Here is a 26,542-nt window from a genome sequence, read left to right as displayed (position 1 = left end):
GTGTCGTGGAGTGGGTCGAGCCGCATGGATGCGGCGAGAGGCCTAACGGGCCATGGACGGCCCGTGTAGGCCGACCCCGGAACGGCGCTGGCGTGAGCGGACCCGGAGCGCAGCGGAGGGCCGGATGGTCGGGGCAAGCTTTTTTGCTTACTTTTTTGCGGGGCGCGCAGCCGCGACTGAAAAAAGTGACTCGCCCGGGTGGGCGAAACAAAAACCTTCAAAGCGCTCGATAACCAGCCCTGGCACCAATACCAGCAATCGCGGCCCTGGGCCGCTCCTACAGGCCCAATCCAAGCCTGTAGGAGCGGCCCAGGGCCGCGATCGCCCCCCCCGCTAACCCCTTAAGCCCCCTCTAAGCCAACTCCCGTATACCGGCAGGATTCCGCTAAGAGTCCCTGCCGTGCTCCCCTCTTCTTCCCCTGCCTCCCAACGAGCCGCACAGCTGGAGCGGGCCTTGCTGCTCGGCTGCCTGGCCGCCTACCTGCTCGCCGGCCTATTCGGTCGTGGTCTGTGGAAAGCCGACGAGCCCTATTCCTTCGGCATGGTTTGGAATTTCCTCACCACCCCGGACTGGCTGATCCCCCGGGTGGGCGATGCGCCCTTCATGGAAAAGCCGCCGCTGATGTACTGGACCGGCGCCCTGGCCGCGCGGCTGTCCGCGCCCTGGCTGAGTGCGCCTGACGGCGCGCGGCTGGCGGTGCTGGGCTGGATGCTGGTGACCCTGGCCGCCCTTGCCTGGCTGACCGAGCGGCTGCTGCCCGGCCGCCGGCGTGAGGCCGTGCTCGCCCTGCTGGGCATGCTCGGCGTGGTGCAGCACAGTCATCTGCTGATCGCCGACGTACCCCAGCTGGCCGGCGCCACCCTGGGCCTCGCCGGGCTGGCCGCGCAGCTGCACGACAACCGCCATCCCTGGCGCCGGGGCCTGCTGTTTGGCAGCGGCCTGGGCATTGCCTTCATGAGCAAGGGCCTGCTGGTCCCCGGGGTGCTGGGCCTGACCGGACTGCTCTGTGCGCTCTGCTGGCCGCGGCGACTGGTCGAACCGGAAGGACGGCACTGGCTGCTCGCCGCCAGCCTGGCCGCCCTGCCCTGGCTGCTGGTCTGGCCGGCGCTGCTCTGGCACCGGGCGCCGGAGCTGTTCCATACCTGGCTGTGGACCAACAACATCGGCCGCTTCTTTGGCCTGGAGGCGCGCAACAGCGATACCGATGGCCTGGTCTCCAGCCTGACGGATCTGCTGGCGCTGTCCTTTCCCACCGGGTTGATCCTGCTCGGCGCCACGCTCTGGCAGCTGTATCGCCGCGGCGGCAGCCCGCTGAAACGGCTGGGCCGGCATCCGGGACTGGCCACGGTGGTGCTCTATGCGCTCGTCTGTCTGGGGGTGCTGCTCAAGTCGGCGGTGTTCCGCAGCCTTTATCTGCTGCCGCTGTTTCCGGCCCTGGCGCTGCTGGCGGCGCGGCTGCAGCCGCCGCCCGCCATCGCTCGCCTCGGGCGTGATGCCAGCCTGGCATTCTGGACGCCGCTCATCGTCCTGCTGGCGCTGAGCGGTATCGGTCTGGCCCTGGGCTGGACCTTGCCCTGGCCGCAGCTGATCCGCGAGCACTTGCCGATCACGGAACACCTGGCGCCGAGCTCCCTAGCCTGGGCGGTCGCGCTGCTGGCCCTGGTCGGCTGGAGCGTCACCCTAGCGCTGCGTGCACAGCTGGCAGCCGCCAGCGTCTGGTTCGTCGGCCTGACGGTCAGCTGGACCCTGGCCAACAGTCTCTGGCTACCCTGGGTCGACCTGGGCAACAGCTATGCCCGGCCCTTCACCGAGTTGCAGCGGGTGCTGCCACGGACGGACTGCGTGGCCAGCTACGGCCTGGGCGAATCGGAGCGCTCCATGCTGCACGTCTACAGCGGCTATCCCCCACAGGAGCTGAGCGGTCTGCAACAGGTACCCTGCCAGGTGCTGGTGGTGCAGGACGAGTGGCGCGAAGCCGTGGCGGTACCGCCGGGCTGGCAGCTGCTCTGGCAAGGCGCCCGCTCCGGCAATCTCAAGGAGCGCTTCCGCGCCTTCACGGTGTCGCCGAGGGTACCCTGATGTGTTGGGCTTCGCTGACGCTCAACCCAACCTACGGTGGCCCACCACGTAGGTTGGGTTGAGACGGCTCCATCGTCGACGCCCAACACGCAGGGCCTGGCCTTGGGCACCGTTGGGCTTCGCTACGCTCAACCCAACCCACAATCGGCGTAGGCCGGGTTGAGACGGCGCCATCGTCGAAGCCCAACAGCCCTGACTAACCCAGCTCGTGATAACGCCGATCAAAATACAGCAGTCCACCCTGACCACCCGGCTCGGCCACCCCCAGCACCTCGCAAAGCAGCAAGTCGTGGCTGCCCACCGACTGCACCCCGGCGATGCGGCAATCGCAGGCCACCAGGGCGCCGTCCAGCACCGGCGCACCGGTGGCGAGGCGGGTCCAGCGCGCCGCGGCGAAGCGTTCGGCCATGGAGGTCTTGCCACCGAAGAGGTTGGCCAGCGCCTGCTGGCCGGCGGCCAGGACGTTGACGCAGAGCACGCCGTTGGCGCTGAAGGCCGGATGCACCGAGGCGCCGCGGTTGAGGCAGACCAGCAGGGTCGGCGGGCTGTCGCTGACGCTGCAGACGGCGGTGGCCGTAAAGCCGGCCGGGCCGGCCGGACCATCGGTGGTGACCAGATTGACGGCAGCGCCCAGGCGCGCCATGGCCCCACGGAAGAGGTCGCGTTCGACCGGGGCGGTGGGCGTCGTGGCAGGCGGCAAGGCATGGGCAACGGACATGGCGCTATTCCTCGGAAGGTTGGCTGAGATAGTCGAGCACCACCCGGTCGAAGATGGCGGGATCGGTGACGCTGGAGGCATGGCCGCCCCACTCCAGCAACTGGAAGCTGGCCTGGGGCAGGCCAGCGGCCAGGCGCTGGGACGAGGTCCAGGGCACCAGCACATCGTCGCGGTTGGCCAGTACCAGGGTCGGCACCTGGATCCTCTCCAGCTCGGCGTCCACGTCGAAGGCCAGCAGGGCGCCGATGCGCCGCAGGACGTTGGCCTCACCGGGGAAGTGCGCCAGGGCATGGTCTTCGTCGACGGCGAGTCGCTCGCCGTGTTCGGCGATCCAGGTGGCCGGATAGAGAAAGATCGCCTGGGCCTGGACATAGGCCGCGGCGCCGCTGTCGCGCAGCAGCCGTTGACGCAGGGCGAAGCAGCGCCCGGTGTGCGGATTGGGTCGGCTCCAGGCATTGATCAGCACCTGGCGGCGGATCAGGCCCGGTCGCAGCAGGTTGGCCTGCAGGCCCACCAGACCGCCCAGGGCATGGCCCATGAACAGACAGCGGTCGAGCTCCAAGCGATCGGCCAGGGCCAGCAGGTCCTCGGCCATATGCTGGATGCGATAGTCCGCTGGCAATTCGGCCGGGCTCCTGCCGGTGCCGGTCTGGTCATAGACCACCACCCGGAATCTTTCGCCGAGGGCCGCCAACTGCGGTGCCCAGAAGGCCCCGGCGCCGCCCAGCCCGGAGCTGAGCAGCAGGGTCTCGGCCGCCGGATCCTGGCGGCCATGGAGTTCGAAGTGCATGGGCGGTCCTCGGTGGTTCAGTGGTTAAGGCTTCCCTCACCCCAGCCCTCTCCCAGAGGGAGAGGGGGTAGGTACGGAGCGGGGGCTAGCCGACATGGGCGATGCTGGCGATCTCGATCAGCGCATCGGGCTTCACCAGGCCGCACTGGATGCAGTAGCGCGCCGGTTTCTCGCCGGGAAAGAATTCGGCGTACACCGCATTGATGGCGGCGTAGTTCGCCCAGTCGGTGAGCATGATCATGTTGAAGGTGACGTCGGCCATGCTGCCGCCGGCCGCCTCCACCACGCCCCGGAGGGTGGTGAGCACATGGCGTGCCTGGGCCGCGGCGTCGCCGACGTGGACCACGTTGTTCTGGGCATCGAACGGCAGGGTGCCGGAGACATAGAGCACCCCGTCGGCCAGGCTGCCGGGCACGAAGGGGGCGATGGGGGTACCGGTACCGGCGGGGATCACGGCTTGCTTGGGCATGGCGGCTCAGTCCTTGGCGAAGGTGGTGTGGAAATCGGCGCAGCTGGCGACCCAGCCGAAGAAGGTCTCGATGTTGAACAGCGCGGCCTCGTGGGCCGAACGGGGTCCGGCCTGGTGGCAGGCGTCGTGCAGGCAGACGCCGAAGTATTCGAGGAAGAAGCCGTCCCTCAGGGTCGACTCCACGCAGACGTTGGTGGCGACGCCGACGAACACCAGGTTGCGGATGCCGCGGGCGCGCAACAGGCTGTCCAGGTGGGTGTTGTAGAAGCCGCTGTAGCGGGTCTTGGGCACCACCAGATCGGCGGCCGCCGGCTGCAGCCGATCCACCAGGGCATAGTCCCAGCCACCCTTGGCCAGCAGTTGCCCCTGCAATTCGGGTCGCTTGCGCATGGTCTTCAGCGCGTTGGACTTGTGCCAGTTGGGCGAACCCGGCCCGCCCGCCTCGCGATACTCCGAATCCCAGCCATTCTGGAACCAGACCACCTGAATGCCCGCGCCGCGGGCGGTCTCCACCACGGCGGCGACGTTCTCGATCACCGGGCCGGTGGCCGAGACGTCGAAGCCAGCCAGATCCAGATAGCCGCCCTGGCTGGCATAGGCGTTCTGCATGTCCACCACGATCAGGGCGGTCTCGCTGGCCTTGAGCCGCAGCGGTTCGGGACGCGCCGGCAGCGTCACGGCTTCGGCGTCGTCGGCAGGCAGGGCATAGCCCGCCAGGGTTTCCACAGCGTTCATCAGGCACTCTCCTTGAGCAGATCGACGTGACGGCGGCTCTGCATCAGCGGCTGGATGCGCTCGCCGAAGTCGGTCACGCCCTGGACGAAGTCATCGAAGGTCAGCAGCACCCCGCTGGCCCCGGGTACCTCGGCGATCTCGTCGAGCATCCGCGCCACGCTGGCGAAGGAGCCCACCAGGGTGCCCATGTTGATGTTCACCGCCGAGGTCGGATCGGCCATCTGCCGCACGTTGGTGTCGCTGCCGGACTTGGTGTCGGCGGCGGCCTGGGCGCCCAGCCAGGCGATGGCCTCCTCGTCGGCCCCGGCCTTGTAGTACTCCCACTTGGCGCGAGCGGCCTCGTCGGTCTCGGCGGCGATGATCATGAACAGGGCGATGGAGGAGACCTCGCGCCCGGTCTTGGCGGTGGCGGCCTGCAGCCGCTCCACCGCCGGGGCGAAGGCCTTGGGCGTGTTGACGCCCTTGCCGAAGACGAAGCTGTAGTCAGCGTGTTCGGCGGCGAAGGCCAGGCCGGCATCGCTCGCCCCGGCGCAGACGATCTCCATGGGTGCCTGGGGCTGCGGACTGACCCGGCAGTCTTCCATGCGGAAGTGCGCGCCCTGGAAGTCCGACTGGCCGGTGCCCCAGAGATCGCGCAGCACCTGGGCGTATTCACCGAGGTACTGATAGCGACTGGCGAAGAATTCATCGCCCGGCCAGAGCCCCATCTGGCTGTATTCGGGCTTCTGCCAGCCGGTGACCAGGTTGACGCCGAAGCGGCCACCGGAGATGCAGTCGATGGTGGCGGCCATGCGCGCGACGATGGCCGGCGGCAGGGTCAGGGTCGCGGCGGTGGCGAACAGCTTGATGCGCGAGGTCACCGCCGCCAGTCCGGCCATGAGGGTGAAGGATTCCAGGTTGTGGTCCCAGAATTCGGTCTTACCGCCGAAGCCGCGCAGCTTGATCATCGACAGGGCGAAGTCGAAGCCGTAGTGCTCGGCGCGCTGCACGATCTCGCGATTCAGCTCGAAGGTGGGCCGGTACTGGGGCGCGTTTTCCGACAGCAGCCAGCCGTTGTTGCCGATGGGAATGAAGACACCGATGTTCATCGCTCGCACTCTCCCGCAGTCAGGAATCGAAGCGCATCCAGATGCGCCGTTGCTGCAGGATCGGAGCAGAAAGCTTGCCAAGTCTTGAAAGTTCAAGCCAATCAAACACTTGGGTTCTGTTCGAGAATAAAGCTGGACCATTTGGTCCAGATTAGAGCACCTAGTTTGTGCAAGGCGCCCGAATCCGGGGCATGCAGGCTGGCGCGCCATGCTAGAGTTCGGAGACTGACGCGCTACCTTTCGGGGTCCGCCGATGATTCGTCACCAGGACGGTGCGAAGCTCAACGACCGCGCCTGCAGCCGGCCCGCGTCAGATGTCCAAGAAGGCCCAAGGAGCAGTTCGTGAGTCAGGCCAGTGATCTTCCGCCACGCAAGTCCCGCCAACCCAGCCCTGCCGCCCAGCAACGCCGGCAGCGCCAGATAGAAGCCAAGCGCGCCCAGATCCTCAGCGCGGCGCTCGATATCTTTTCCCGTTTCGGTCTGCACGGCGCCAGTCTGGATCAGGTGGCGCTGCAGGCGGACGTCTCCAAGACCAACCTGCTCTACTATTTCAGCAACAAGGAAGAGCTCTATGTCGCCGTGCTGCGTCAGCTGCTGGCAACCTGGCTGAATCCCCTGCGCACCTTCAGCGAAGACCAGGAACCCCTCGACGCCCTGCGCGGCTACCTGCGCCAGAAGCTGGAGATGTCCCGCGACTATCCCGCCGAGTCCCGGCTGTTCTGCCTGGAGATGGTCCAGGGGGCGCCCCTGCTGCTGCCGGAATTGCAGGGCAGCCTACACGACCTGATAGACGAGAAGGCCCGGGTGATCCGTACCTGGATCGAGGCCGGCCGGCTGGCACCGGTGGATCCGTACCAGCTGCTGTTCAGCCTCTGGGCCACCACCCAACACTATGCGGACTTCAGGGTCCAGGTGCAGGCACTCTGTGGCCGTACCTTGCAGGATCCAGCCTTCTTCGACGAGGTTCTGAGCGGCCTGGAAACCCTGCTCATCGACGGACTGCGACCGCGCCTCAAAGGCTGAAGCCCAGATCAGGGCGCCAGGAAGAACTCGGCGAACAGCTCGCTCAGTCCAGGCCAGAGCGGCGCCGGCAGGTCGTGGGCCATGTCGGATATCAGCTCGAAGCGGGCACCAGGAATGGCTCGGGCCACGGCGCGGCCACAGGCCGGACGCAGCAAGGGATCCCGCGCGCCGTGCACCACCAGGGTCGGCGCCTGGATGCGGCGGGCGAAGGCGCGCAGATCGCCGCTGCCGAGCAGGGCGAACAACTGCCGCTGCACCCCCTCCACATCCACGCCACGCGCCAGGATGCGTTGCACCAGCCGTTCGAGATCGGCGTCGCTCTGGCGATACATTGGACTCTCGATGCCGCGCAGCAGGGCCTTCTGCCGGGCGAGCGCCGCCTCCGCCGGCAGATCGGCCGGCGGCCGCAGCAGCAGGCTGCCAAGCAACTTGAACGAGGGCGGCGGCAACAGCGGCTGATTGGTCGACGAGAACAGGATGCCCAGCCGCACCACCCGCGCTGGCCATTGGGCGGCGAGGATCTGGGCGATCATGCCGCCCATGGAGCCGCCCAGTACGAAGGCGCGTTCCAGCCCCAGGTGATCGAGCAGCCCGACCGCATCGGCGGCCATGGCTTCCAGGCGATAGGGCACCGCGCTGGGCTTGCCCAGTTGCGCCCGCCCCAGCACCGGCCACAGTGACTGCGGCCTGCCGCCTGGCCAGCTCAGCCGCGAGGACTGGCCGACGTCGCGATTGTCGAAACGGATCACCCGCAGGCCCCGGCGTACCAGGGCCTCGCAGAAGCCTTCCGGCCAGAGCAGCAACTGGGCGCCAAAGCCCATGATCAGCAGCAGCGCCGGATCGGCGGGATCGCCCCAGTCCTCATAGGCCAGCTCGAGGGCGCCGACCCGGGCGCGACCTTCACGTATGTCCATGGCTCTCTCGCGAGATGGCTAAAGGGCCATGCTACCCCAAGGCCGCCTCGGCGAAAGCGGCAGAACCGGACGGTCACGCAGCGCTGCTGCGCTATGCTCGGACAGACCTCTTCCCGAGACCTTCGCCATGTCCGCAGCGCCCCTGGTTTACCACCTGACCGATGAAGCACGCGAAGACCTGCGCCAGGCCATCGCCGCGCCGCTGAGGCGCTACAACGACAGCCAGGCGGGTCCGAGCGGTTACCGGGCCCTGGTCATCAGCCTAACCCGCGGCGGCGAACCCCTCGGCGGCCTCTGGGGCTACACCAGCTATGGATGGCTCTATGTGCAGTTGCTGGCGGTGGAGGAAGCCGCCCGCGGCCAGGGCGCTGGCCGCGAGTTGCTGCAGCGCGCCGAGGCCGAAGCCCTGGCCCGCGGCTTCTACGAACGCCTGGGCTACGAGGTGTTCGGCGAGCTGGCGGACTATCCGCCGGGCTTTGCGCGGTACTTCCTACGCAAGGCGCTCACGGCAGGGTAACGGCCAGTCCCACTCATTGAGCGGTAAGGAAGTTGCCGATCCGGGCGTTCTCCTCGTCCCCCTCCAGCAGCGGCACCTCGGCTTCGTCCTTGAGTTGCACGCCGGAGAGTTTGCGGCGATCCGCTTCGCGCATCAGGTAGAGCAGCTTGTGCGCCGCCAGGCCATAGGCGAGGCCTTCCAGGCGCACGTTGGAGATGCAGTTGCGATAGGCGTCGTTGAGGCCCGGGCGCGGGCCGTAGGTGAAGTAGAGGCCGAGGCTGTCGGGCGAACTCAGACCGGGGCGCTCGCCGATCAGCATCACCAGCAGGCGCGCCTTGAGCAGCCCGCCGATCTCGTCGCCCACTGCCACCCGCCCCTGCTCCACCAGGGTCACCGGCGCCCAGCGCCAGCCCTCGGCCCCGGCCTGGTCGGCCAGGCGCTCCAGGAACGGCAGCGCATGGCGATGCACCGCCAGGGCCGAGAGGCCGTCGGCGATCACCACGGCGACGTCGAAGCCCTCGGGATGCTCGGCGGCATAGGCCTGGAGTTCACGGGCGGACGCCTCGGACAGCCTGCGGCCCAGATCCGGCCGCTGCAGATAGGTGTGGCGATCCGGCGCGGCGCTCTTGAGCACCAGGGTCTCGCGACCCTGGGCGGCCAGGCCTTCGCGCAGCGCCTGATGATCGAAAGCCAGGTGCACCGCATCGCGGGCCTGGGCATGAGCGGCCTGGAAGTTCAGCTGGGCCGACGTCGGCAGGCTGGTGCCGGCACGGCCGAGGGCGATGCGCGCCGGGGTGAGGCGACGCAATTCGGCCCAGGGGTCGGGACGGACGGTGTCGGAGTCTTTCAAGGCAACCTCCTCGGTAGGTTGGGTTGAGACGGCTTCATCTTCGAAGCCCGACAAGCAGGGATTGGGGCTGGCACTCGGCACCTTCGTAGGTTGGGTTGAGACAGCTCCACCGTCGAAGCCCAACAGGTACGAGTCGAGCCTGGCAGCATTGCGCTTCGCTGACGCTCAACCCGTCTACGAAAAGCCATTCAAATCTGCGCCAACGCCCGCTGGAAGGGCGCTGGCAAGCCCTCGCCGAGGCGGAAGCGGCCGTCCTCCAGGCGCAGTATGCCCAGGCGGTCCAGCCAGGCGGCGAATTCCGGGGCGGGCTGCAGGCCCAGCACCTGGCGGGCATAGAGGGCATCGTGGAAGGAGGTGGTCTGGTAGTTGAGCATCACGTCGTCCGACCCCGGGATGCCCATGATGAAATTGATGCCCGCCGCGCCCAGCAGGGTCAGCAGCATGTCCATGTCGTCCTGGTCGGCCTCGGCATGGTTGGTGTAGCAGATGTCGCAGCCCATGGGCACGCCGAGCAGCTTGCCGCAGAAGTGATCTTCGAGACCCGCGCGGATGATCTGCTTGCCGTTGTAGAGGTACTCCGGGCCGATGAAGCCGACCACGGTGTTGACCAGCAGCGGCTTGAATTGCCGTGCCACGGCGTAGGCGCGCACCTCGCAGGTCTGCTGGTCGACGCCATGGTGGGCACCCGCCGAGAGGGCGCTGCCCTGCCCCGTCTCGAAATACATGAGGTTGTCGCCCAGGGTGCCGCGGCGTTGCGACAGCCCGGCCTCGTAGCCTTCCTGCAACAGTGCCAGGCTGATGCCGAAGCTTTCGTTGGCGCCCTGGGTGCCGGCGATGGACTGGAACACCAGGTCCACCGGCGCGCCACGCTCGATGGCGGCGATGCTGGTGGTGACGTGGGTCAGCACGCAGGACTGGGTGGGTATCTCGTAGCGCTGGATCACCGCATCGAGCATCTTCAGCAGCTCGCAGATACCGCTGGTGCTGTCGGTGGCCGGATTGATGCCGATCACCGCATCGCCGTTGCCATAGAGCAGGCCGTCGAGGACGCTGGCGGCGATGCCGGCCGGATCGTCGGTGGGGTGATTGGGCTGCAGCCGGGTCGATAGCCGTCCACGCAGGCCGATGGTGTTGCGAAAGCGGGTCACCACCCGGACCTTTTGCGCCACCAGGATCAGGTCCTGGATACGCATGATCTTGGACACCGCGGCGACCATCTCCGGGGTCAGCCCCGGGGCCAGGGCGGCAAGACTGGTCTCGTCGGCCGCCGGACCCAGCAGCCAGTCGCGGAAGCCGCCCACGGTGAGGTGGGCGACCGGGGCGAAGGCCTGGGCATCGTGGCTGTCCAGGATCAGCCGGGTGACCTCGTCGGCTTCGTAGGGGATCACCGCCTCGCTGAGAAAGTGCTTGAGCGGCACCTCGGCCAGCGCCATCTGCGCCGCCACCCGCTCCACGTCGCTGCCGGCGGCGACCCCGGCCAGGACATCCCCGGAACGCGCCGGGGTGGCCTTGGCCAGCAGTTCCTTGAGATCGGCGAAGCGCCAGGTCTGGCCACCCACGCTGTGCTGGAAACCGCTCATGCTACCTCCTGGGATCGCGTTGCTCAGGCCTCGCCAAAGGCGGCGTCGGGGGCGATGTCGCTCTGTCTACGGCTGAGACCGCAGACCAGCGCGCCTATCACCATCAGCACCACGAAGACGCTGGCGATCACCGGGTTGTACCAGACCATGGCGACCAGGCAGACCACCGCCAGCACCAGGGCGATGGCCGGCACCACCGGATAGCCGGGGGCGCGGAAGGTGCGCTCCAGGTTCGGCTCGCTGCGCCGCAGCTTGAACAGGCTGAGCATGCTCATGATGTACATGACGATGGCGCCGAACACGCTCATGGTGATCATGGCGGCGGTCAGGGTCAGGCCCTGCAGGCTGATCACGCCGTCGCTGAAGATGGCGGCGATGCCCACCACGCCACCGGCCAGCACCGCCCGGTGCGGGGTCTGGAAGCGCGACAGCTTGGCCAGGCCATGGGGCAGGAAGCCGGCGCGAGCCAGGGCGAAGAACTGCCGGGAATAGCCGAGGATGATGCCGTGGAAGCTGGCCACCAGGCCGAACAGACCGATGCCCACCAGCAGGTGCAGCCACATCGAGCCCTCGCCTACCACGCCCTTCATGGCTTGGGGCAGCGGATCGTTGATGTTGGACAGGGCGCGCCAGTCACCCACGCCGCCGGCAAAGATCATCACGCCGATGGCCAGGGTCACCAGGGTGAGGATGCCGGCGATGTAGGCCTTGGGAATGGTCCGCTTGGGGTCCTTGGCTTCCTCGGCGGCCATGGCCGCGCCCTCGATGGCGAGAAAGAACCAGATGGCGAAGGGAATGGCGGCGAACATGCCGCCCACCGCGGCCAGGGAGAACTGGTCCTGCCCGGCCCAGCCGCCGCTGGTGAAGTTGGTCAGGCTGAAGCCCGGCGCTACCACGCCCATGAAGATCAGCAGCTCGATCACCGCCAGCACCGTGACCACCAGCTCGAAGGTGGCGGCGATGCTCACCCCGAGGATGTTCAGGGTCATGAAGATGAAATAGGCCGCTACCGCGCAGAGCTTGGGATCGAGGGTGGGAAACTGCACGTTGAGGTAGGCGCCGATGGCCATGGCGATGGCCGGCGGGGCGAAGACGAATTCGATCAGGGTGGCGATGCCGGCGATGGTGCCGCCCGTGGGACCAAAGGCGCGCCGGCTGTAGGCGAAGGGCCCGCCGGCATGGGGAATGGCAGTGGTGAGTTCGGTGAAGCTGAAGATGAAGCAGGTGTACATCACCGCCACCACCAGCGCGGTGATCAGAAAGCCCAGGGTCCCGGCGACGCCCCAGCCGTAGCTCCAGCCGAAGTATTCCCCAGAGATCACCAGCCCCACGGCGATGCCCCAGAGGTGCAGGGTGCCGAGGGTCGGCTTGAGTTTCTCGTTGGTCATGACAGGCCACTCCCCTTGTAGCGACGTGATCCGAATGGGTCACCGCGATCCCGCGATGCCCGGCTTTTTCGAGCTTAAACAGCTCGGGGCCGTGGCGACTTGACCGCTCGGCACGGTCGCTGTGACCTCAGGTCAAGTCGGCGTTACCCCTCTTCCCAGGGTGCTACCCGAGACCGCACCACCCTGGTGCGATGCCCGACCGCCCGCCCCGCGATGAGGCACGCCAAGGCGCCCAATAGCGTGAAGCCCTCGGCGTTCCAGCCCCGATGGAGGACCGCTTTCCACCCCGGGGCACAGCCTTTGCTTCATTCATGCCGATCCCCTCCCTGGACCCGCACCATGCCCCTGGCCGCCTCCGGCTTCGCCGCCCTGACCTCACCGTCGCGCAACCTCGGCGTGCTCTCCGCCGCCGCCAGCGGACTGGACGCCGTCATCACCAGCCACGGTGGCGACGTCGACCGCATCTTCGGCACTGCCGGCATCGATCCCGAACAGCTGCAGCACCCCACCCTGAGCCTGGGGTTGGGCAACTACTGCCGGGTCCTGGAGGAAGCCGCCGCCCAGTCCGGCTGCGACAATTTCGGCCTGCACTACGGCGGCCAATTCAAGCCGCAGATGCTCGGCCTGCTGGGCTACGTGGGGCTCTGCTCGCCCACCGCCGAGGCGGCCCTGCAGAACTTCGCCGCCGCCTTTCCCTTTCACCAGCACAGTACTCTGATCCAGTTGGTGGACGCCGGTGACTGCTGGCGCTTCGATTACCAGGTGCGCCACGGCGCCATTGTCGCTCGCCGCCAGGACGCCGAGCTGACCCTGGGCATGCTGCTCAACCTCTTGCGCCATGTGCTCGGGCCCACCTGGGCGCCGCGCGCGGTGCAGTTCGAACACCCGCGCCCCGAGGGCTGGCACGAGCACCGCCGGCTGTTCGACGCCCCGGTCAGCTTCGGCCAGCCCTGCAATGCCATGCTGGTGCCCAAGGCCGACCTGCGCGGCCGCACCATGCCCGAGCACGATCCGCTGCTCCTGCTGGTGGTACAGGACGCCATCCGCCAGCTCGGCCAGCGGCTGCCGCAGATGGAACTGCTCGAAGAGGTCCGCGCCTCGGTGCGCCTGGCGCTGCCCCTGGGCGAGCCCAGCCTGGAGTCCATCGCCCAGCGCCTGGACCTTTCCACCAGCCAGCTGCAACGCCGCCTGCGCGACCAGGGCGCGAGCTTCTCGGCGCTGGTCGAGGGCGTCCGCCGCGACCTGGCGCAGCACTACCTGCGGCAGCGGCTGCCGGTCACCGACCTGGCGCCGCTGTTGGGCTATTCCGAGACGAGCGCCTTTTCACGGGCGTTTCGGCGGTGGTTTCAGGTGAGTCCGCGGCAGTGGCGGGGGATTTCGTAGGGAAGGGTCGGCGCGCCGAAGGTCGGGTGACGTAGGTTGGCGCTGAGCGGAGCGAAGCCCAACGCTTGGGTTTTGGCTTATCACTGCACTGGCTAATTATCGAGTGCTTTGATGGTTCTTATTTCGCCCACCCGGACGACTCATTTTTTTCAGTCGCGGCTGCGCGCCCCGGAAAAAAGTAAGCAAAAACGCTTGCCCCACCATCCGGCCTTTCGCTTCGCTCCAGGTCCACTCACGCCAGCGCCGCTCCGGGGTCGGCCTACACGGGCCGTCCATGGCCCGTTAGGCCTCTCGCCGCATCCATGCGGCTCGACCCACTCCGCGACACTGGCGTTCGCCCTCCTGAACGGGGCGATTCGCTAGGCTGAAAGTGTTGGTTGAAGAGCCCGTAGCGTGGACAACGGCGAAGCCTTGTCCGCGAAGCTAGCAGCGCGCACCTGTGGAAAACGCTGCGCGGTTTTCCACGCTACAAATCCTGTGAACACCGAAGTCTCAGGCTGGCGCCCCGTCCCCGTCAGTGAGGCCGAGTGTAGGTGTCGCGCAGGGGGATGCGAGGCAGGACGCCGAGCAAGGCGCGAGGGGCAGGAGGCCCCTTCGTGCCGTGCCTCCGGAGCGGCGCCAGAGCGAGGGGACCCGGAGCGTAGCGGAGGGCCGAACTGCCGGGGTGCGCTTTCTTTTGCTTACTTTTCTTTGCGCAAACAAAGAAAAGTGAGTCGCCGGCAAGGCGAAACATGAGATATCAGCAGACCTCGATAATCGGCCAGGACACCGATAAACCAAGCCATCACGGCTAATCTCCGCAACGTTGGGCTTCGCTCCGCTCAGCGCCAACCTACCGAAGCGGTGAAGGTGGTGCGCTTGGGTGAGCGAAATATAAGCATCATCAAAACACGAGAATCAGCCAAACACCCCCACCATACCTAGCCGAAAGGCAACCTCTGTCCACCCGGTCAGATTCTTGCAAGGCGCTCCCCAAACAGCCTAACCAGAACAACGACCACCCCCGATGACCTCTGCCCTGCCCCCTACCCTTTTCACCCCCGCCTGGCTGGCGCGCCTGGAGCTGGCCTATGCCCGCCAGGGCGAATGGACCCGGCCGACCACCCGGCGCCACCTCGGCCCCCTGCGGGTGCAGAAACACCTGCACGCCGAAGGTCCCGAGGTCTGCCAGCACATCATCGTGCATCCCCCAGGCGGCATCGCCGGGGGCGATCGGTTGGACATCGAGGTCAGCGTCGGCGAAAACGCCTGGGCCCAGCTCACCAGCCCCGGCGCAGCCAAGTGGTATCGCGCAGACAGCGCCGCCCACCAGCAGGTCGAGCTGCGCGTGGCCGCCGGTGCCACCCTTGAATGGCTGCCCCAGGAGACCATCGTCTTCGCCGGTGCCCAGGCCCATCTCGCCACCCGCATCGAGCTGGAGGGCGATGCCCGCCTCTGCTACTGGGACATCGTCGCCCTGGGTCGTCCGGCCAGCGCCGAGCGCTTCACCGATGGCCTGTTCCAGGCCCATCTGGACATCCGTCGCGACGGCATTCCGCTGTGGCACGAGCGCCAGCGCCTGGTCGGTGCGGATCGCCTGCTGGACTCACCCATTGGCCTCGCCGGTCAGCCGGTGTTCGCTACGCTCTTGATCACCGGCACCCTGGACGCCGACACCCTGGAACGCTGCCGCGAGCTGGCCCTGCCAGTGCGGGGTGACCTCACCCAACTGCCAGGCCTGGTGGTCGCCCGCTGTCTGGCCGCCGAATCGCTGCAGGCCCGCGCCTGGCTGATCGAGGTCTGGCGCCTGCTGCGCCCGGCCCTGCTGGGCCGCGCCGCCGTCCCGCCGCGAATCTGGAGTACCTGATATCTTCGTGATCGCGGCCATGGGCCGCTCCTACATGGAAGCGCAGAATTGTAGGAGCGGCCCATGGCCGCGATGCCCTTCGCCAAAGAGAACACCCATGGACCTGACGCCCCGCGAGAAAGACAAACTGCTCATCTTCACCGCCGGCCTGGTGGCCGAACGCCGCCTGGCGCGTGGGGTGAAGCTCAACTACCCGGAAGCCATGGCGCTGATCTCCGCCGCCCTGCTCGAAGGCGCCCGTGACGGTCGTACCGTGGCCGAGCTGATGCACTACGGCACCACCCTGCTGACCCGCGACCAGGTGATGGAAGGCGTTCCGGAGATGATCCCGGAGATCCAGGTGGAAGCCACCTTCCCCGATGGCACCAAGCTGGTCACCGTCCACCAGCCGATCGCCTAGGGAGGCCGCCATGAGTCTGATCGTCCGCGACGCCACGCCCGCCGACCTGCCGGCCGTGCTGCACATCTACAACGACGCCGTCAGCAACACCACGGCGATCTGGAACGAGACCCCGGTGGACCTGGCCAACCGCCAGGCCTGGTTCGACCTGCGCGCCACCCAGGGCTACCCCATCCTGGTCGCCGAGAATGCCGAAGGCACGGTAGTGGGCTATGCCTCCTTTGGCGACTGGCGCCCCTTCGAAGGCTTTCGCCACACCGTCGAGCACTCGGTCTATATCCACCCCGACCAGCGCGGCCAGGGCATCGGTCCGCGCCTGATGACGGTGCTCATCGAACGTGCCCGCGCCTGCGACAAGCACGTGATGGTGGCCGCCATCGAGAGTGGCAACCAGGCCTCGATCCGCCTGCACGAGCGACTGGGCTTTATCACCACCGGCCAGATGCCCCAGGTCGGCACCAAGTTCGGTCGCTGGCTGGACCTCACCTTCATGCAACTGATGCTGGAGCAGCGCCCATGATCCCCGGCGAATACCAGATCCAGGACGGCGACATCGAACTCAACGCCGGCCGCCGCACCCTCAGCCTGACCGTCGCCAACAGCGGCGACCGGCCGATCCAGGTGGGCTCCCACTACCATTTCCACGAGACCAACGACGCCCTGGTGTTCGACCGCGCCCTCGCGCGCGGCATGCGCCTGAATATCGCCGCCGGCACCGCCGTGCGCTTCGAGCCGGGCCAGAGTCGCGAGGTGGAACTGGTCGAGCTGGCGGGGCTACGCACCGTCTACGGCTTCGCCGGACGGGTGATGGGGAAGTTGTAGCGGCAAGCACCCTCACCCCAACCCTCTCCCAAGGGGAGAGGGGGACTAGGAGCACACACCGTGCCCTTTGCTCTTTCCTCTGTCTCCGCGAGAAAGGAGCGGAGCGAAAAGCCAAGCCGGAACACCCGCCCTTCTCCCTCTCCCCCTGGGAGAGGGCCGGGGTGAGGGCAAACCAGAACACCCAGCCTCCCAGGGATAACTCCCTGCACGAGGCAACAGGATGCCGCCCGCTCTTCCCCCTCTCTCTCCGGGAGAGGGTCGGGGTGAGGGCCAACCGGACCACCATTATTCGGGATCAACGCCTATGAAAATCTCCCGCCAAGCCTATGCCGACATGTTCGGCCCCACCACCGGCGACCGGGTGCGCCTGGCCGACACCGAGCTCTGGATTGAGGTCGAAGAAGACCACACCGTCTACGGCGAAGAAGTGAAATTCGGCGGCGGCAAGGTCATCCGCGACGGCATGGGTCAGAGCCAGCTGCCCGCCGCCGAGGTGGTCGATACCGTCATCACCAATGCGCTGATCGTCGATCATTGGGGCATCGTCAAGGCCGACGTCGGCCTCAAGCACGGCCGCATCCACGCCATCGGCAAGGCCGGCAATCCGGACATCCAGCCCGGCGTCAGCGTGCCCATCGGCGCCGCCACCGAGGTCATCGCCGGCGAAGGCATGATCCTCACCGCGGGTGGGATCGACTCCCACATCCACTTCATCTGCCCGCAGCAGATCGAAGAGGCGCTCATGAGCGGCACCACCACCATGATCGGCGGCGGCACCGGGCCGGCCACCGGCACCTATGCCACCACCGTGACCCCCGGTCCCTGGCACATGGCGCAGATGCTCAAGGCCGCCGACGCCTTCCCGATGAACATCGGCTTCACCGGCAAGGGCAACGCCAGCCTGCCCGGGCCGCTGGAAGAGCAGGTGCGCGCCGGCGCCATCGGCTTGAAACTGCACGAGGACTGGGGCACTACCCCCGCCGCCATCGACAACTGCCTGGCGGTAGCCGATCGCTTCGACATCCAGGTGGCCATCCACACCGACACCCTCAACGAATCCGGTTTCGTCGAGACCACCCTGGGCGCCTTCAAGGGTCGCACTATCCACACCTACCACACCGAGGGTGCCGGGGGCGGCCACGCGCCGGACATCATCAAGGCCTGCGGCTTCGCCAACGTGCTGCCCAGTTCCACCAATCCGACGCGGCCCTTCACCAAGAACACCATCGACGAGCACCTGGACATGCTCATGGTCTGCCACCACCTGGACCCGAGCATCGCCGAGGACGTGGCCTTCGCCGAGAGCCGTATCCGCCGCGAGACCATCGCCGCCGAGGACATCCTCCACGACCTCGGCGCCTTCGCCATGATCAGCTCCGACAGCCAGGCCATGGGCCGTGTCGGCGAGGTCATCACCCGCACCTGGCAGACTGCCGACAAGATGAAGAAGCAGCGCGGCCCGCTGCCCGAGGACGGCGCCGGCAACGACAATTTCCGGGTCAAGCGCTACATCGCCAAGTACACCATCAACCCGGCGATTACCCATGGCATCAGCCACGAGGTGGGCTCCATCGAAGTGGGCAAGTTTGCCGACCTGGTGCTCTGGCGCCCGGCGTTCTTCGGTGTGAAGCCGACGCTGATCCTCAAGGGCGGTGCCATCGCCGCGAGCCTGATGGGCGACGCGAATGCCTCCATCCCCACCCCGCAACCGGTGCACTACCGCCCCATGTTCGGCAGCTATGCCGGCATGCTCCACGACACCAGCCTGACCTTCATCAGCCAGGCCGCCTTCGAGGCGGGGGTGCCGGAGCAATTGGGACTGAAGAAGCGCATCGGCGTGGTCAAGGGCTGCCGCACCGCGCAGAAGAGCGACCTCATCCACAATGGCTATCTGCCGACCATCGAGGTCGATCCGCAGAACTACCAGGTCAAGGCCGACGGCCAGCTGCTCTGGTGCGAACCGGCCGAGGTGCTGCCGATGGCGCAGCGGTATTTTCTGTTCTAGAGGGGCCGTTCCAACGTCAAGGCATGTTGGGCTTCGCTGCGCTCAGCGCCAATCTACGAGGCTCAACCCTTCACGAGGTGCCCAATCAACGTTGAGCACCCGTAGGTTGGGTTGAGCGCAGCGAAGCCCAACACGACCAAGCCTCACCGCTCGCCCACCGCCCAGTCCTCATCGCACTGTCCTGCCCAATCCGCCGGCAGGACGCCCGCTCGCACATAGCGATGGATGGACGAATAGGGCCACTCCACCGCCCTGCGCGAATGGCCGTGCTTCACCGGGTTGAAATGGATGTAGTCGAAATGTCGCTGCAGATCCTGCTCGTCGCGGATCCGGTGCTCCCAATAGCGTCTTTGCCAAACGCCGCGTTCGCGCTTCAGTCGTCGCGACAGATTCACCGTCTCCAACGGCGGTAACTGCCGGGAGAAACCTGCCTTGATCAGGCTCCAACGCAGCGGATAGTCACCATCATCGTCCGGCAGGTGCCAGAGGGCGTGCAGGTGATCGGGGAGGACCACCATGGCGAGGATATCGAAGGGATGCCGGACTTTCACCTCGCGCACTGCCTGCCTGAGCGATCCGACATGGTCGACGAGCAGGGTGGCCGAGCGGTCGTTGAGATTGAGCGTGAAAAAGAAGATGCCGCCCACGGCGCGGCTGCGTCGATAGTCCAAGATCACCGTCCTTGGTGAATGGGAAGCCGCAGTCTAGAGCCTTTTACAGTGCCTTTGGCTAGATCGTGCCTTGCCTGTTGGGCTTCGCTGCGCTCAGCGCCAACCTACGCGGTCCATCCAACCACGTTGTACCCAATCAACATGGGGCACCCGTAGGTTGGGCTGAGGTGGCTCCATCGCCGAAGCCCAACACACAACACCAGGCATGAGCATCGTTGGGCTTCGCTGCGCTCAACCCAACCCACGGACTCAGCCGCGACTGATCGGCGCGGCCGGGGCTTCGGCGCGGTCGTTGCGGTCGTAGGTGGCCTTGTCCAGCTGGCCCATCCAGCGCGCGGTCAGGGTGCCGGCGGTCATGGAGCCATTGACGTTGAGGGCGGTGCGGCCCATGTCGATCAGCGGCTCGATGGACACCAGCAGCGCCACCAGGGTGACCGGCAGGCCGAGGGCCGGCAGCACGATCAGGGCGGCGAAGGTGGCGCCGCCGCCCACGCCGGCCACGCCCGCCGAACTCAGGGTGACGATGCCGACCAGGGTGGCGATCCACAGCGGATCGAAGGGATTGATGCCCAGGGTCGGCGCGACCATCACCGCCAGCATGGCCGGATAGAGACCGGCACAGCCGTTCTGGCCGATGGTGGCGCCAAAGGAGGCGGCGAAGCTGGCGATGGCCGGCGGCACGCCGAGGCGTTCGGTCTGGGCCTCGATGTTCAGCGGGATGGTCGCCGCGCTGGAGCGGCTGGTGAAGGCGAAACTCAGCACCGGCCAGACCTTGGGAAAGAAGCGCGCCGGCGACAGGCCGCTCAGGGTCAGCAGCAGCGCATGGACGCCAAAGAGGATGCCCAGGCCCAGGTAGGAGGCGATCAGGAAGGTGCCCAGCTTGAGCACGTCCTGGGGACTGGCGGTGGCGACCATCTTGGTCATCAGCGCCAGCACGCCGTAGGGAGTGAGTTGCAGCAGCAGGCGCACCAGCTTCATCACCCAGGCCTGGAGCACATCGATGCCGGCCAGCACCTTCTCGCCGCGCACCGGATCGTCGCGCTGCAGGCGCAGGGCGGCGACGCCGAGGAAGGCGGCAAAGATCACCACGCTGATGATGGAGGTGGGATTGGCGCCGGACAGATCGGCGAAGGGATTCTTCGGAATGAAGGACAGCAGCAGCTGCGGCACCGACAGATCCGCCACCTTGCCGACATAGTTGTTCTGCAGCGCGGTCAGGCGCGCGGTCTCCTGGGCGCCCTGCACCAGGCCTTCGGCGCTCAGGCCGAACAGCCAGGTCACCAGCACCCCGACCAGGGCGGCGATGGCGGTGGTGAACAGCAGGGTGCCCAGGGTCAGCAGGCTGATGCGCCCCATGGAGGAGGCTTCGCGCAGCCGCGCCACGGCGGCCAGGATGGAGGCGAACACCAGCGGCATGATGCTCATCTGCAGCAGCTGCACATAGCCGTTGCCGACCAGGTTGAACCAGCCGATAGAGGTCTTGAGCACCGGGGCGTCATGCCCGTAGACGAGTTGCAGCACCAGGCCGAAGGCCACGCCCAGGGCGAGACCGATGAAGACGCGCACGGCCAGGCTCCAGCCGGTGTTGCGGGTGCGCGCCAGCAGGCCGAGCAGCACGGCGAAGGCGACGAGGTTGAGGATGAGAGGCAGATTCACACGAGGTCTCCGATACGGCGCCCGACGCGGCCGCCGGACGAAAAGGCGGCGATGGTAGCAGCTCGGGCCGACTCGGCTTAGATCGAGGCGCTATCACCTGATAACCCTGGGACCTTGGGAGGAGCGGTTCTATCGCCGGGGCGAACGGTATTTCCGCCGGGTCTGGCACTGCTAGAGTGCGCCCCGTCGGGAAACGATGCCCGACGCTGCCAACCCAAAAAGGAGTGACTCCATGCAACGTTTCGCCAAGCTCGCCGCTTCCTTCGCCCTCGCCGCCGCCGTCGCCGGCTGCACCGGCACCGCGATGAAGACGCAGAACCTGGACCCGTCGCAGTACACCGTCGTCGGTCATGGCGAGGGCAAGGCCACCGGTCTCATGATCCTGGGCTTCATCCCGGTCCAGCAGAACGACCGCTTCGTGCGCGCCCAGCAGGCCGCCATCAAGTCCCGCGGCGGCGATGCCCTGATCAACGCCCAGGTGCAGGAAAACTGGTTCTGGGCCTACGTCCTGAGTGGTTTCACCACCACCGTTTCCGGCGACGTGGTCAAGCTCAAGCGCTGAGCCCCATCCGTCCGATCGACGCCGCCCATCGAGGCGGCGTTTTTGCGCTAGGCTGGTCGCTTCTTTCCGAGGAGGCCGACCATGACCGCGACCCTGATGAAACTCCCGCTGCAATCCATCGACGGCGAAACCCTGACCCTGGAACGCTACCTGGGCAAGGTGCTGCTGGTGGTGAACGTCGCCTCCAAGTGCGGCCTGACCAGCCAGTACGAGGGCCTGGAACGTCTCTATGAGGCCCAGCGCGAACTCGGCCTGGAAGTGCTCGGCTTTCCCGCCAACAACTTCAAGCAGCAGGAGCCCGGCAGCGACGCCGAGATCAAGGAATTCTGCACCCTCACCTATGGCGTGCAATTCCCTATGTTCGCCAAGCTCAGCGTGGTGGGTGAAGACAAGCATCCGCTCTATGACGAACTCACTCGTGCCCAGCCCGAGGCGACCGGTGACGGCCCCTTCCGTGAACGCATGGTGAGCCGTGGCGGCAACCCCAATCCCAAACTCGAAGTGCTGTGGAATTTCGAAAAATTCCTGATCGGGCGCAATGGCGAGGTGGTGGGGCGCTTCGCGCCGGATGTGACGGCGGATGATCCGCGTTTGGTGGAGGCGATTGAGGTGGAGTTGGCGAAGGGGTGAGGACTGGCATGGGTAGGTTGGGTTGAGCGGGAGCGAAGCCCAACGGGGCTAGGGTTGATCTTCATATCGGTGCCCAGCTTCTTATCGAATGCCTTGACGGTTTTGGTTTCGCCCACTCGGGCGACTCACTTTTTTCAGTCGCGGCTGCGCGCCCCGGACAAAAGTAAGCAAAAACGCTTGCCCCATCATCCGGCCCTACGCTGCGCTGCGGGTGACTCGCGTTGCTCGCCCTTCGGGTCAGCCTACGGCTGTTACTTCGCTGCGCTTCGTTTCGCTCACGCCAGCGCCGTTCCGGGGTCGGCCTACACGGGCCGTCCATGGCCCGTTAGGCCTCTCGCCGCATCCATGCGGCTCGACCCACTCCACGACACTGGCGTTCGCCCTCCTGAACGGGGCGATTCGCTAGCCTGAAAGTTTTGGTTGAAGAGCCACAAAAACCCGTAGCCCGTAGTCCGTAGTCCGTAGTCCGTAGTCCGTAGCCCGTAGCCCGTAGCCCGTAGCCCGTAGCCCGTAGCGTGGACAACGGCGAAGCCTTGTCCACTGAGCATAGCTATGTGTACCAGTGGAAAACGCTGCGCGGTTTTCCACGCTACGACTCACTCTGGCTCCGCCTGTAAACACCGCAACCTCAGGCTGGCGCCCCGTCCCCGTCAGTGAGGCCGAGTGTAGGTGCCGCGTAGGGGGATGCGAGGCAGGACGCCGAGCAAGGCGCGAGGGGCAGGAAGCCCCTTCGTGCCGTGCCCCCGGAGCGGCACCGGAGCGAGGGGACCCGGAGCGTAGCGAAGGGCCGAACTGTCGGGGTGTGCTTTCTTTTGCTTACTTTTCTTTGCACCGGGCGGCGATCCACAAGCAAAGAAAAGTGAGTCGCCGGCCAGGCGAAATAGGGGCAGCAGCGATGCTGGTAAACAGCTAGGGCAACCAACTTCAAAGACGTTGGGCTTCGCTCCCGCTCAACCTAACCTACAGGAGTCTCCTGCTCAAGAAGTCGGACTGCGACAGTCAGCCCTTCCCTTCTTACCCCCGCTGCAACACCCCGCGCATGGAGCCGAAATGGCCCGGGAAGGAACAGAAGAAGCTGTACTCCTTGCCCGCTTCCAGGGCGCCGGTATCGAAGGTCACCGAATCCTTCTCGCCACCACCCAACATCTTGGTATGGGCGATGATGCGTTCGTCGCCCTCGGGCAGATAGCCCTTGGCTTCGCCCGCGTTCATGCCGGCGGCGTCGACGGCCGAGGCGTCGGTGGAGCGGGTCAGCACCCAGTTATGGCCCATGACGTTCTTGGGCAGGCTGCCGTTGTGGACCAACTCCACGGTAAAGGTCTTGCACGAGGCCGGGACCTGGATGGAAGCGCGGCTGTAGGTCATCTGGTCGCCGGCTTCGATCTGGGTGGTACAGCTGTCGGCGGCCCAGGCGCCGGTACTTCCCAGGGCGAACAGCGCGGCGGCGAAAAGCGTGGATTTCATGAACCCTCCGGATGCGTGAAAGTCGCCAGTCAGACCGATGCGAGGGTGGCGGGTTCCAGCGGCCATGGCAAGGGAACGGCTTCACTCTATCGCCTCCATCGAAACCTTTGCCAGGTCGCCGGGCCTTACCTCTGGGTACTATCCCTCCATCACCCGCCAGCCAAGGACGCCCGCCATGACCCTTATAGCCCTGCTGCACGAGTTGTTTGCCAGCTATGCCCAGGCCGCCAGCGGCAATGCACCGGAAGAGGCTTTCCTCGCGCGATGACGGTGCTTTGATCACGGGTGACGGGCAGCTAGGCTAGGCGTTTTGCCTGCCTAGGAGTCCCCATGTCGCTGAAAACCGTCTGTGTCTTCTGTGGTGCCAAGCCCGGCGCCTCGCCGATCTTCGCCGAAGCGGCCGCGCACCTCGGGCGTACCCTCGCCGAGCGCGGCCTCACCCTGGTCTACGGCGGCGGCAAGGTCGGCTTGATGGGCGTGGTCGCCGATGCCGCCCTGGCCGCCGGTGGTGAAGTCATCGGCATCATTCCCCAGAGTCTCAAGACCGCCGAGCTGGGCCATACGGGCTGCACCCGCCTGGAAGTGGTCGACGGCATGCATGCGCGCAAGGCGCGGATGGCGGAGCTGGCCGATGCCTTCATCGCCCTCCCCGGCGGCCTGGGCACCCTGGAAGAACTCTTCGAGGTCTGGACCTGGGGCCAGCTCGGCTATCACGCCAAGCCCATGGGTCTGCTGGAGGTCGATGGCTTCTATGCCCAGCTGGAAGGCTTCCTCGATCACCTGGTCGCCCAGGGCTTCGTCGCCGCGCCGCACCGCGCCATGCTGCAGGTGGAGGCTTCGCCAACCGCCCTGCTAGACGCCCTAACCGCCTGGCAGCCCACGGTGCCGCCGCGCTGGGCCGAACCGGCACCGCGCTAGCGCCGCTACACCGCCCGTCCCGGGTCTCGAACCCTCGCCGCTTGTGGCCTGTCGGTACTGACAGGCCCGTAAAAGTCCCACGAGCGACGAGGATTCTTTCATGACCGATTTTCCCAAAGCTCCGATGCCCGAACAGCAGCAAGCCGTTCCCGGCCTGCAATCGCGCATGAATCCGGTCCCGGATTGCGGCGAGCAAAGCTACAAGGGTTCCGGCCGTCTAGCCGGCAAGAAGGCGCTGATCACCGGTGGCGACAGCGGCATCGGCCGCGCCGTGGCCATCGCCTTCGCCCGTGAGGGCGCCGATGTCGCCATCAGCTACCTGAACGAGCACGAAGACGCCGAGGACACCGCCCGCCTGGTGCGTGAAGCCGGCCGCGAGGCCCTGCTGCTGCCGGGTTGCCTGTCCAAGCGCGAGCAGTGCCTGGCAGTGGTGGACAAGACCGTGGCCGCCTTTGGCCGTATCGATGTGCTGGTCAACAATGCCGCCTTCCAGATGACCCACGAGACCCTCGACGAGATTCCCGACGACGAGTGGGTCTACACCTTCGATGTGAACATCACCGCCATGTTTCGCATCACCCAGGCCGCGGTGAAGCACATGGGCCAGGGTGGCTCCATCATCAACACCACCTCGGTGAACTCGGACATGCCGCGGCCGACGCTGCTGGCCTATGCCACCACCAAGGGCGCCATCGCCAACTTTACCGCCGGCCTGGCTCAGCTGCTCGGCGAGAAGGGCATCCGCGCCAACAGCGTGGCTCCCGGCCCCGTCTGGACCCCGCTGATCCCGGCCACCATGCCACCGGAGCAGGTCAAGGAATTCGGCGGCAACACCCCGCTCGGCCGCCCCGGCCAGCCGGTGGAACTGGCGCCGGTCTACGTGATGCTGGCCTCCGACGAATCCAGCTACACCTCGGGCGCGCGCATCGCCGTCACCGGCGGCAAGCCGATTCTCTGACCGCTCGCCCCGGCGCCTGCCGGGGTACCTTCCTCTGCCGGAGTCCCCTATGACCGACCATCCCAAGCCTCCGTTGAAACCCCAACCGCAAACCTTTCCCGGCTCCGAAGCGCGCATGGATCCGCTGCCCGACAGCGGCGCCGCAACCTATCGCGGCTCGGGTCGCCTCAAGGGCAAGGCGGCGCTGATTACCGGTGCCGACAGCGGTATCGGCCGCGCCGTGGCCATCGCCTTCGCCCGTGAAGGCGCCGATGTCGCCATCGCCTACCTGGACGAGCACGAGGATGCTCGGGAGACCGCCCGCCTGGTCACCGAGGCCGGGCGCCAGGCCGTGCTGCTGCCCGGCGATCTGGTCGACCGCCAGACCTGCCTGGACGTGGTGCAGCAGACCGTCGAGGCCTTCGGGCGCATCGACGTACTGGTCAACAATGCCGCCTTCCAGCAGGTACGCGACAGCCTCGACGAGATCCCCGACGAGGAATGGGTGCATACCTTCAACGTGAACATCCACGGGATGTTCCGCATCACCCAGGCGGCGGTGAAGCACATGCCGCGCGGTGGCTCCATCATCAACACCGCCTCGATCAACGCCGACATCGCCCCGCCGACCCTGCTGGCCTATTCGGCGACCAAGGGTGCCATCGCCAACTTCACTGCGGGCCTGGCGCAACTGCTCGGTGAGAAAGGCATCCGCGCCAACAGCGTGGCCCCCGGCCCGATCTGGACGCCGCTGATCGTCAGCACCATGAAGCCGGACGAGCCGGAGCAATTCGGTAGCAGCACGCCGCTGGGTCGCCCTGGCCAGCCGGTGGAACTGGCGCCGGCCTATGTGCTGCTGGCGTCCGACGAGGCGAGCTACATCTCCGGCGCCATGCTGCCGGTGACGGGCGGGATGCCGGTGCTCTAAGGGCTTTGGCTGGGGTGCCGGGGCTTGCCCTCACCCCGGCCCTCTCCCCGAGGGAGAGGGGGTTGTAGTGGTCAACTAATCCCGGACACTGGTTTAAGTCGTTCCTCGGCAATGGCGGGCGGTAGCCCGCCATTGAACTGATGCGGCCGTTGCCAGTTGTAGCGTTGCATCAGGAACCGACCGATGTCC

Annotated in this window: 26 protein-coding genes; 14 read left to right on the top strand and 12 right to left on the bottom strand. The window is 66.7% G+C overall.

The annotated features are described in order from the left end of the window. The first annotated feature begins 454 nt into the window (after positions 1-454). Positions 455-2,080 (top strand): ArnT family glycosyltransferase, encoded by a 1,626-nt coding sequence (locus CFE50_RS22280; protein ID WP_286737259.1) that lies wholly within the window; start codon positions 455-457, stop codon positions 2,078-2,080. Between the two features lie 196 nt (positions 2,081-2,276). Here the strand turns inward: CFE50_RS22280 and CFE50_RS22275 are convergent, their stop codons facing one another. From CFE50_RS22275 to rutA, 5 genes are all read right to left on the bottom strand, one after another. After that, on the bottom strand, positions 2,277-2,798 hold the full coding sequence (locus CFE50_RS22275; protein ID WP_286737258.1) for a flavin reductase: 522 nt from the start codon (positions 2,796-2,798) through the stop codon (positions 2,277-2,279). A 4-nt stretch (positions 2,799-2,802) separates the two neighbouring features. After that, complete coding sequence (gene rutD, locus CFE50_RS22270; RefSeq protein WP_286737257.1) at positions 2,803-3,588, bottom strand: pyrimidine utilization protein D; 786 nt, start codon at positions 3,586-3,588, stop codon at positions 2,803-2,805. 85 nt (positions 3,589-3,673) lie between these two features. Beyond that, the gene (gene rutC / locus CFE50_RS22265) at positions 3,674-4,057 is read right to left on the bottom strand and encodes a pyrimidine utilization protein C (RefSeq protein ID WP_286737256.1); all 384 of its coding nucleotides are present in this window, start codon (positions 4,055-4,057) and stop codon (positions 3,674-3,676) included. 6 nt (positions 4,058-4,063) lie between these two features. Then, positions 4,064-4,792: a pyrimidine utilization protein B gene (rutB, locus tag CFE50_RS22260; RefSeq protein WP_286737255.1), complete on the bottom strand. Its 729-nt coding sequence runs from the start codon at positions 4,790-4,792 to the stop codon at positions 4,064-4,066. Next, complete coding sequence (gene rutA / locus CFE50_RS22255) at positions 4,792-5,880, bottom strand: pyrimidine utilization protein A (protein WP_286737254.1); 1,089 nt, start codon at positions 5,878-5,880, stop codon at positions 4,792-4,794. Before rutA ends, rutB begins: the two co-directional genes overlap by 1 nt. A 342-nt stretch (positions 5,881-6,222) precedes the next feature. Between rutA and rutR the strand changes: the two genes are divergently transcribed. Further along, positions 6,223-6,903, top strand: a complete 681-nt coding sequence (gene rutR, locus CFE50_RS22250) for an HTH-type transcriptional regulator RutR (RefSeq protein ID WP_241809613.1) — start codon at positions 6,223-6,225, stop codon at positions 6,901-6,903. A gap of 8 nt (positions 6,904-6,911) precedes the next feature. On the opposite strand, the gene CFE50_RS22245 is transcribed toward rutR, so the two are convergent. Then, positions 6,912-7,817, bottom strand: a complete 906-nt coding sequence (locus tag CFE50_RS22245; RefSeq protein WP_286737253.1) for an alpha/beta fold hydrolase — start codon at positions 7,815-7,817, stop codon at positions 6,912-6,914. Between the two features lie 127 nt (positions 7,818-7,944). On the opposite strand from CFE50_RS22245, the gene CFE50_RS22240 reads away from it, so the two are divergent. Beyond that, positions 7,945-8,334, top strand: a complete 390-nt coding sequence (locus tag CFE50_RS22240) for a GNAT family N-acetyltransferase (RefSeq protein ID WP_286737252.1) — start codon at positions 7,945-7,947, stop codon at positions 8,332-8,334. A 13-nt stretch (positions 8,335-8,347) separates the two neighbouring features. Here CFE50_RS22240 and eutC read toward each other — a convergent pair whose 3' ends face one another. The 3 genes from eutC to eat form a co-directional block, all read right to left on the bottom strand. After that, complete coding sequence (gene eutC, locus CFE50_RS22235) at positions 8,348-9,163, bottom strand: ethanolamine ammonia-lyase subunit EutC (protein WP_286737251.1); 816 nt, start codon at positions 9,161-9,163, stop codon at positions 8,348-8,350. 188 nt (positions 9,164-9,351) lie between these two features. Then, entirely contained in the window at positions 9,352-10,743 is a 1,392-nt protein-coding gene (locus CFE50_RS22230; RefSeq protein WP_286737250.1) for an ethanolamine ammonia-lyase subunit EutB, read from the bottom strand. Between the two features lie 23 nt (positions 10,744-10,766). Further along, positions 10,767-12,131, bottom strand: coding sequence for an ethanolamine permease (gene eat / locus CFE50_RS22225; RefSeq protein ID WP_278438796.1), 1,365 nt, complete (start codon positions 12,129-12,131; stop codon positions 10,767-10,769). Positions 12,132-12,470: 339 nt separating this feature from the next. Here eat and qhpR point away from each other — a divergent pair, with 339 nt between their 5' ends. The 6 genes from qhpR to ureC all read left to right on the top strand — a co-directional run bounded on the left by qhpR (position 12,471) and on the right by ureC (position 18,587). Continuing rightward, positions 12,471-13,514 (top strand): AraC-like transcriptional regulator QhpR, encoded by a 1,044-nt coding sequence (gene qhpR, locus CFE50_RS22220; RefSeq protein WP_145151422.1) that lies wholly within the window; start codon positions 12,471-12,473, stop codon positions 13,512-13,514. Positions 13,515-14,520: 1,006 nt separating this feature from the next. Further along, the gene (locus CFE50_RS22215) at positions 14,521-15,360 is read left to right on the top strand and encodes an urease accessory protein UreD (RefSeq protein WP_286737249.1); all 840 of its coding nucleotides are present in this window, start codon (positions 14,521-14,523) and stop codon (positions 15,358-15,360) included. A gap of 97 nt (positions 15,361-15,457) precedes the next feature. Beyond that, positions 15,458-15,760: an urease subunit gamma gene (ureA, locus tag CFE50_RS22210; RefSeq protein WP_007162996.1), complete on the top strand. Its 303-nt coding sequence runs from the start codon at positions 15,458-15,460 to the stop codon at positions 15,758-15,760. A 10-nt stretch (positions 15,761-15,770) separates the two neighbouring features. Next, the gene (locus CFE50_RS22205; protein WP_027600040.1) at positions 15,771-16,280 is read left to right on the top strand and encodes a GNAT family N-acetyltransferase; all 510 of its coding nucleotides are present in this window, start codon (positions 15,771-15,773) and stop codon (positions 16,278-16,280) included. Then, positions 16,277-16,582: an urease subunit beta gene (locus tag CFE50_RS22200; RefSeq protein ID WP_007162998.1), complete on the top strand. Its 306-nt coding sequence runs from the start codon at positions 16,277-16,279 to the stop codon at positions 16,580-16,582. Before CFE50_RS22205 ends, CFE50_RS22200 begins: the two co-directional genes overlap by 4 nt. A 304-nt stretch (positions 16,583-16,886) precedes the next feature. Then, positions 16,887-18,587 (top strand): urease subunit alpha, encoded by a 1,701-nt coding sequence (ureC, locus tag CFE50_RS22195; protein ID WP_241809621.1) that lies wholly within the window; start codon positions 16,887-16,889, stop codon positions 18,585-18,587. Positions 18,588-18,730: 143 nt separating this feature from the next. Here the strand turns inward: ureC and CFE50_RS22190 are convergent, their stop codons facing one another. Then, positions 18,731-19,261 carry an REP-associated tyrosine transposase gene (locus CFE50_RS22190; protein ID WP_286737260.1) on the bottom strand — a complete coding sequence of 177 codons (531 nt, stop codon included), beginning with the start codon at positions 19,259-19,261 and terminating at the stop codon, positions 18,731-18,733. 246 nt (positions 19,262-19,507) lie between these two features. Beyond that, the gene (locus CFE50_RS22185; RefSeq protein ID WP_286737248.1) at positions 19,508-20,914 is read right to left on the bottom strand and encodes an L-cystine transporter; all 1,407 of its coding nucleotides are present in this window, start codon (positions 20,912-20,914) and stop codon (positions 19,508-19,510) included. A 232-nt stretch (positions 20,915-21,146) separates the two neighbouring features. Between CFE50_RS22185 and CFE50_RS22180 the strand changes: the two genes are divergently transcribed. Further along, positions 21,147-21,476, top strand: a complete 330-nt coding sequence (locus CFE50_RS22180; protein ID WP_133862181.1) for a hypothetical protein — start codon at positions 21,147-21,149, stop codon at positions 21,474-21,476. An 81-nt stretch (positions 21,477-21,557) separates the two neighbouring features. Further along, positions 21,558-22,106, top strand: a complete 549-nt coding sequence (locus CFE50_RS22175; protein ID WP_286737247.1) for a glutathione peroxidase — start codon at positions 21,558-21,560, stop codon at positions 22,104-22,106. A 1,014-nt stretch (positions 22,107-23,120) separates the two neighbouring features. On the opposite strand, the gene azu is transcribed toward CFE50_RS22175, so the two are convergent. Continuing rightward, entirely contained in the window at positions 23,121-23,570 is a 450-nt protein-coding gene (gene azu / locus CFE50_RS22170) for an azurin (RefSeq protein WP_241809624.1), read from the bottom strand. A gap of 330 nt (positions 23,571-23,900) precedes the next feature. On the opposite strand from azu, the gene CFE50_RS22165 reads away from it, so the two are divergent. The 3 genes from CFE50_RS22165 (at position 23,901) to CFE50_RS22155 (ending at position 26,353) form a co-directional block, all read left to right on the top strand. Then, positions 23,901-24,488, top strand: a complete 588-nt coding sequence (locus CFE50_RS22165) for a cytokinin riboside 5'-monophosphate phosphoribohydrolase (protein WP_286737246.1) — start codon at positions 23,901-23,903, stop codon at positions 24,486-24,488. Positions 24,489-24,588: 100 nt separating this feature from the next. Beyond that, on the top strand, positions 24,589-25,446 hold the full coding sequence (locus CFE50_RS22160) for an SDR family oxidoreductase (RefSeq protein WP_027600034.1): 858 nt from the start codon (positions 24,589-24,591) through the stop codon (positions 25,444-25,446). Positions 25,447-25,495: 49 nt separating this feature from the next. Next, positions 25,496-26,353, top strand: a complete 858-nt coding sequence (locus CFE50_RS22155; protein WP_286737245.1) for a glucose 1-dehydrogenase — start codon at positions 25,496-25,498, stop codon at positions 26,351-26,353. The last annotated feature ends 189 nt before the right edge of the window (positions 26,354-26,542 follow it).

The organism is Pseudomonas sp. PGPPP4 (genome assembly GCF_002256045.1).
GTDB classification, from domain to species: domain Bacteria; phylum Pseudomonadota; class Gammaproteobacteria; order Pseudomonadales; family Pseudomonadaceae; genus Chryseomonas; species Chryseomonas oryzihabitans.
The sequence above is the reverse complement of the archived record's forward strand: the minus strand, read 5'-3'. Positions and strand labels throughout refer to the sequence as shown.

Bases quoted from the DNA above. Each gene is read 5' to 3' on its own strand.
- CFE50_RS22275 (WP_286737258.1), bottom strand. From the start codon at position 2,798: ATGTCCGTTGCCCATGCCTTGCCGCCTGCCACGACGCCCACCGCCCCG.
- rutD (WP_286737257.1), bottom strand. From the start codon at position 3,588: ATGCACTTCGAACTCCATGGCCGCCAGGATCCGGCGGCCGAGACCCTG.
- rutC (WP_286737256.1), bottom strand. From the start codon at position 4,057: ATGCCCAAGCAAGCCGTGATCCCCGCCGGTACCGGTACCCCCATCGCC.
- rutB (WP_286737255.1), bottom strand. From the start codon at position 4,792: ATGAACGCTGTGGAAACCCTGGCGGGCTATGCCCTGCCTGCCGACGAC.
- rutA (WP_286737254.1), bottom strand. From the start codon at position 5,880: ATGAACATCGGTGTCTTCATTCCCATCGGCAACAACGGCTGGCTGCTG.
- CFE50_RS22245 (WP_286737253.1), bottom strand. From the start codon at position 7,817: ATGGACATACGTGAAGGTCGCGCCCGGGTCGGCGCCCTCGAGCTGGCC.
- CFE50_RS22240 (WP_286737252.1), top strand. From the start codon at position 7,945: ATGTCCGCAGCGCCCCTGGTTTACCACCTGACCGATGAAGCACGCGAA.
- CFE50_RS22230 (WP_286737250.1), bottom strand. From the start codon at position 10,743: ATGAGCGGTTTCCAGCACAGCGTGGGTGGCCAGACCTGGCGCTTCGCC.
- eat (WP_278438796.1), bottom strand. From the start codon at position 12,131: ATGACCAACGAGAAACTCAAGCCGACCCTCGGCACCCTGCACCTCTGG.
- qhpR (WP_145151422.1), top strand. From the start codon at position 12,471: ATGCCCCTGGCCGCCTCCGGCTTCGCCGCCCTGACCTCACCGTCGCGC.
- CFE50_RS22215 (WP_286737249.1), top strand. From the start codon at position 14,521: ATGACCTCTGCCCTGCCCCCTACCCTTTTCACCCCCGCCTGGCTGGCG.
- ureA (WP_007162996.1), top strand. From the start codon at position 15,458: ATGGACCTGACGCCCCGCGAGAAAGACAAACTGCTCATCTTCACCGCC.
- CFE50_RS22205 (WP_027600040.1), top strand. From the start codon at position 15,771: ATGAGTCTGATCGTCCGCGACGCCACGCCCGCCGACCTGCCGGCCGTG.
- CFE50_RS22200 (WP_007162998.1), top strand. From the start codon at position 16,277: ATGATCCCCGGCGAATACCAGATCCAGGACGGCGACATCGAACTCAAC.
- ureC (WP_241809621.1), top strand. From the start codon at position 16,887: ATGAAAATCTCCCGCCAAGCCTATGCCGACATGTTCGGCCCCACCACC.
- CFE50_RS22180 (WP_133862181.1), top strand. From the start codon at position 21,147: ATGCAACGTTTCGCCAAGCTCGCCGCTTCCTTCGCCCTCGCCGCCGCC.
- CFE50_RS22175 (WP_286737247.1), top strand. From the start codon at position 21,558: ATGACCGCGACCCTGATGAAACTCCCGCTGCAATCCATCGACGGCGAA.
- azu (WP_241809624.1), bottom strand. From the start codon at position 23,570: ATGAAATCCACGCTTTTCGCCGCCGCGCTGTTCGCCCTGGGAAGTACC.
- CFE50_RS22165 (WP_286737246.1), top strand. From the start codon at position 23,901: ATGTCGCTGAAAACCGTCTGTGTCTTCTGTGGTGCCAAGCCCGGCGCC.
- CFE50_RS22160 (WP_027600034.1), top strand. From the start codon at position 24,589: ATGACCGATTTTCCCAAAGCTCCGATGCCCGAACAGCAGCAAGCCGTT.
- CFE50_RS22155 (WP_286737245.1), top strand. From the start codon at position 25,496: ATGACCGACCATCCCAAGCCTCCGTTGAAACCCCAACCGCAAACCTTT.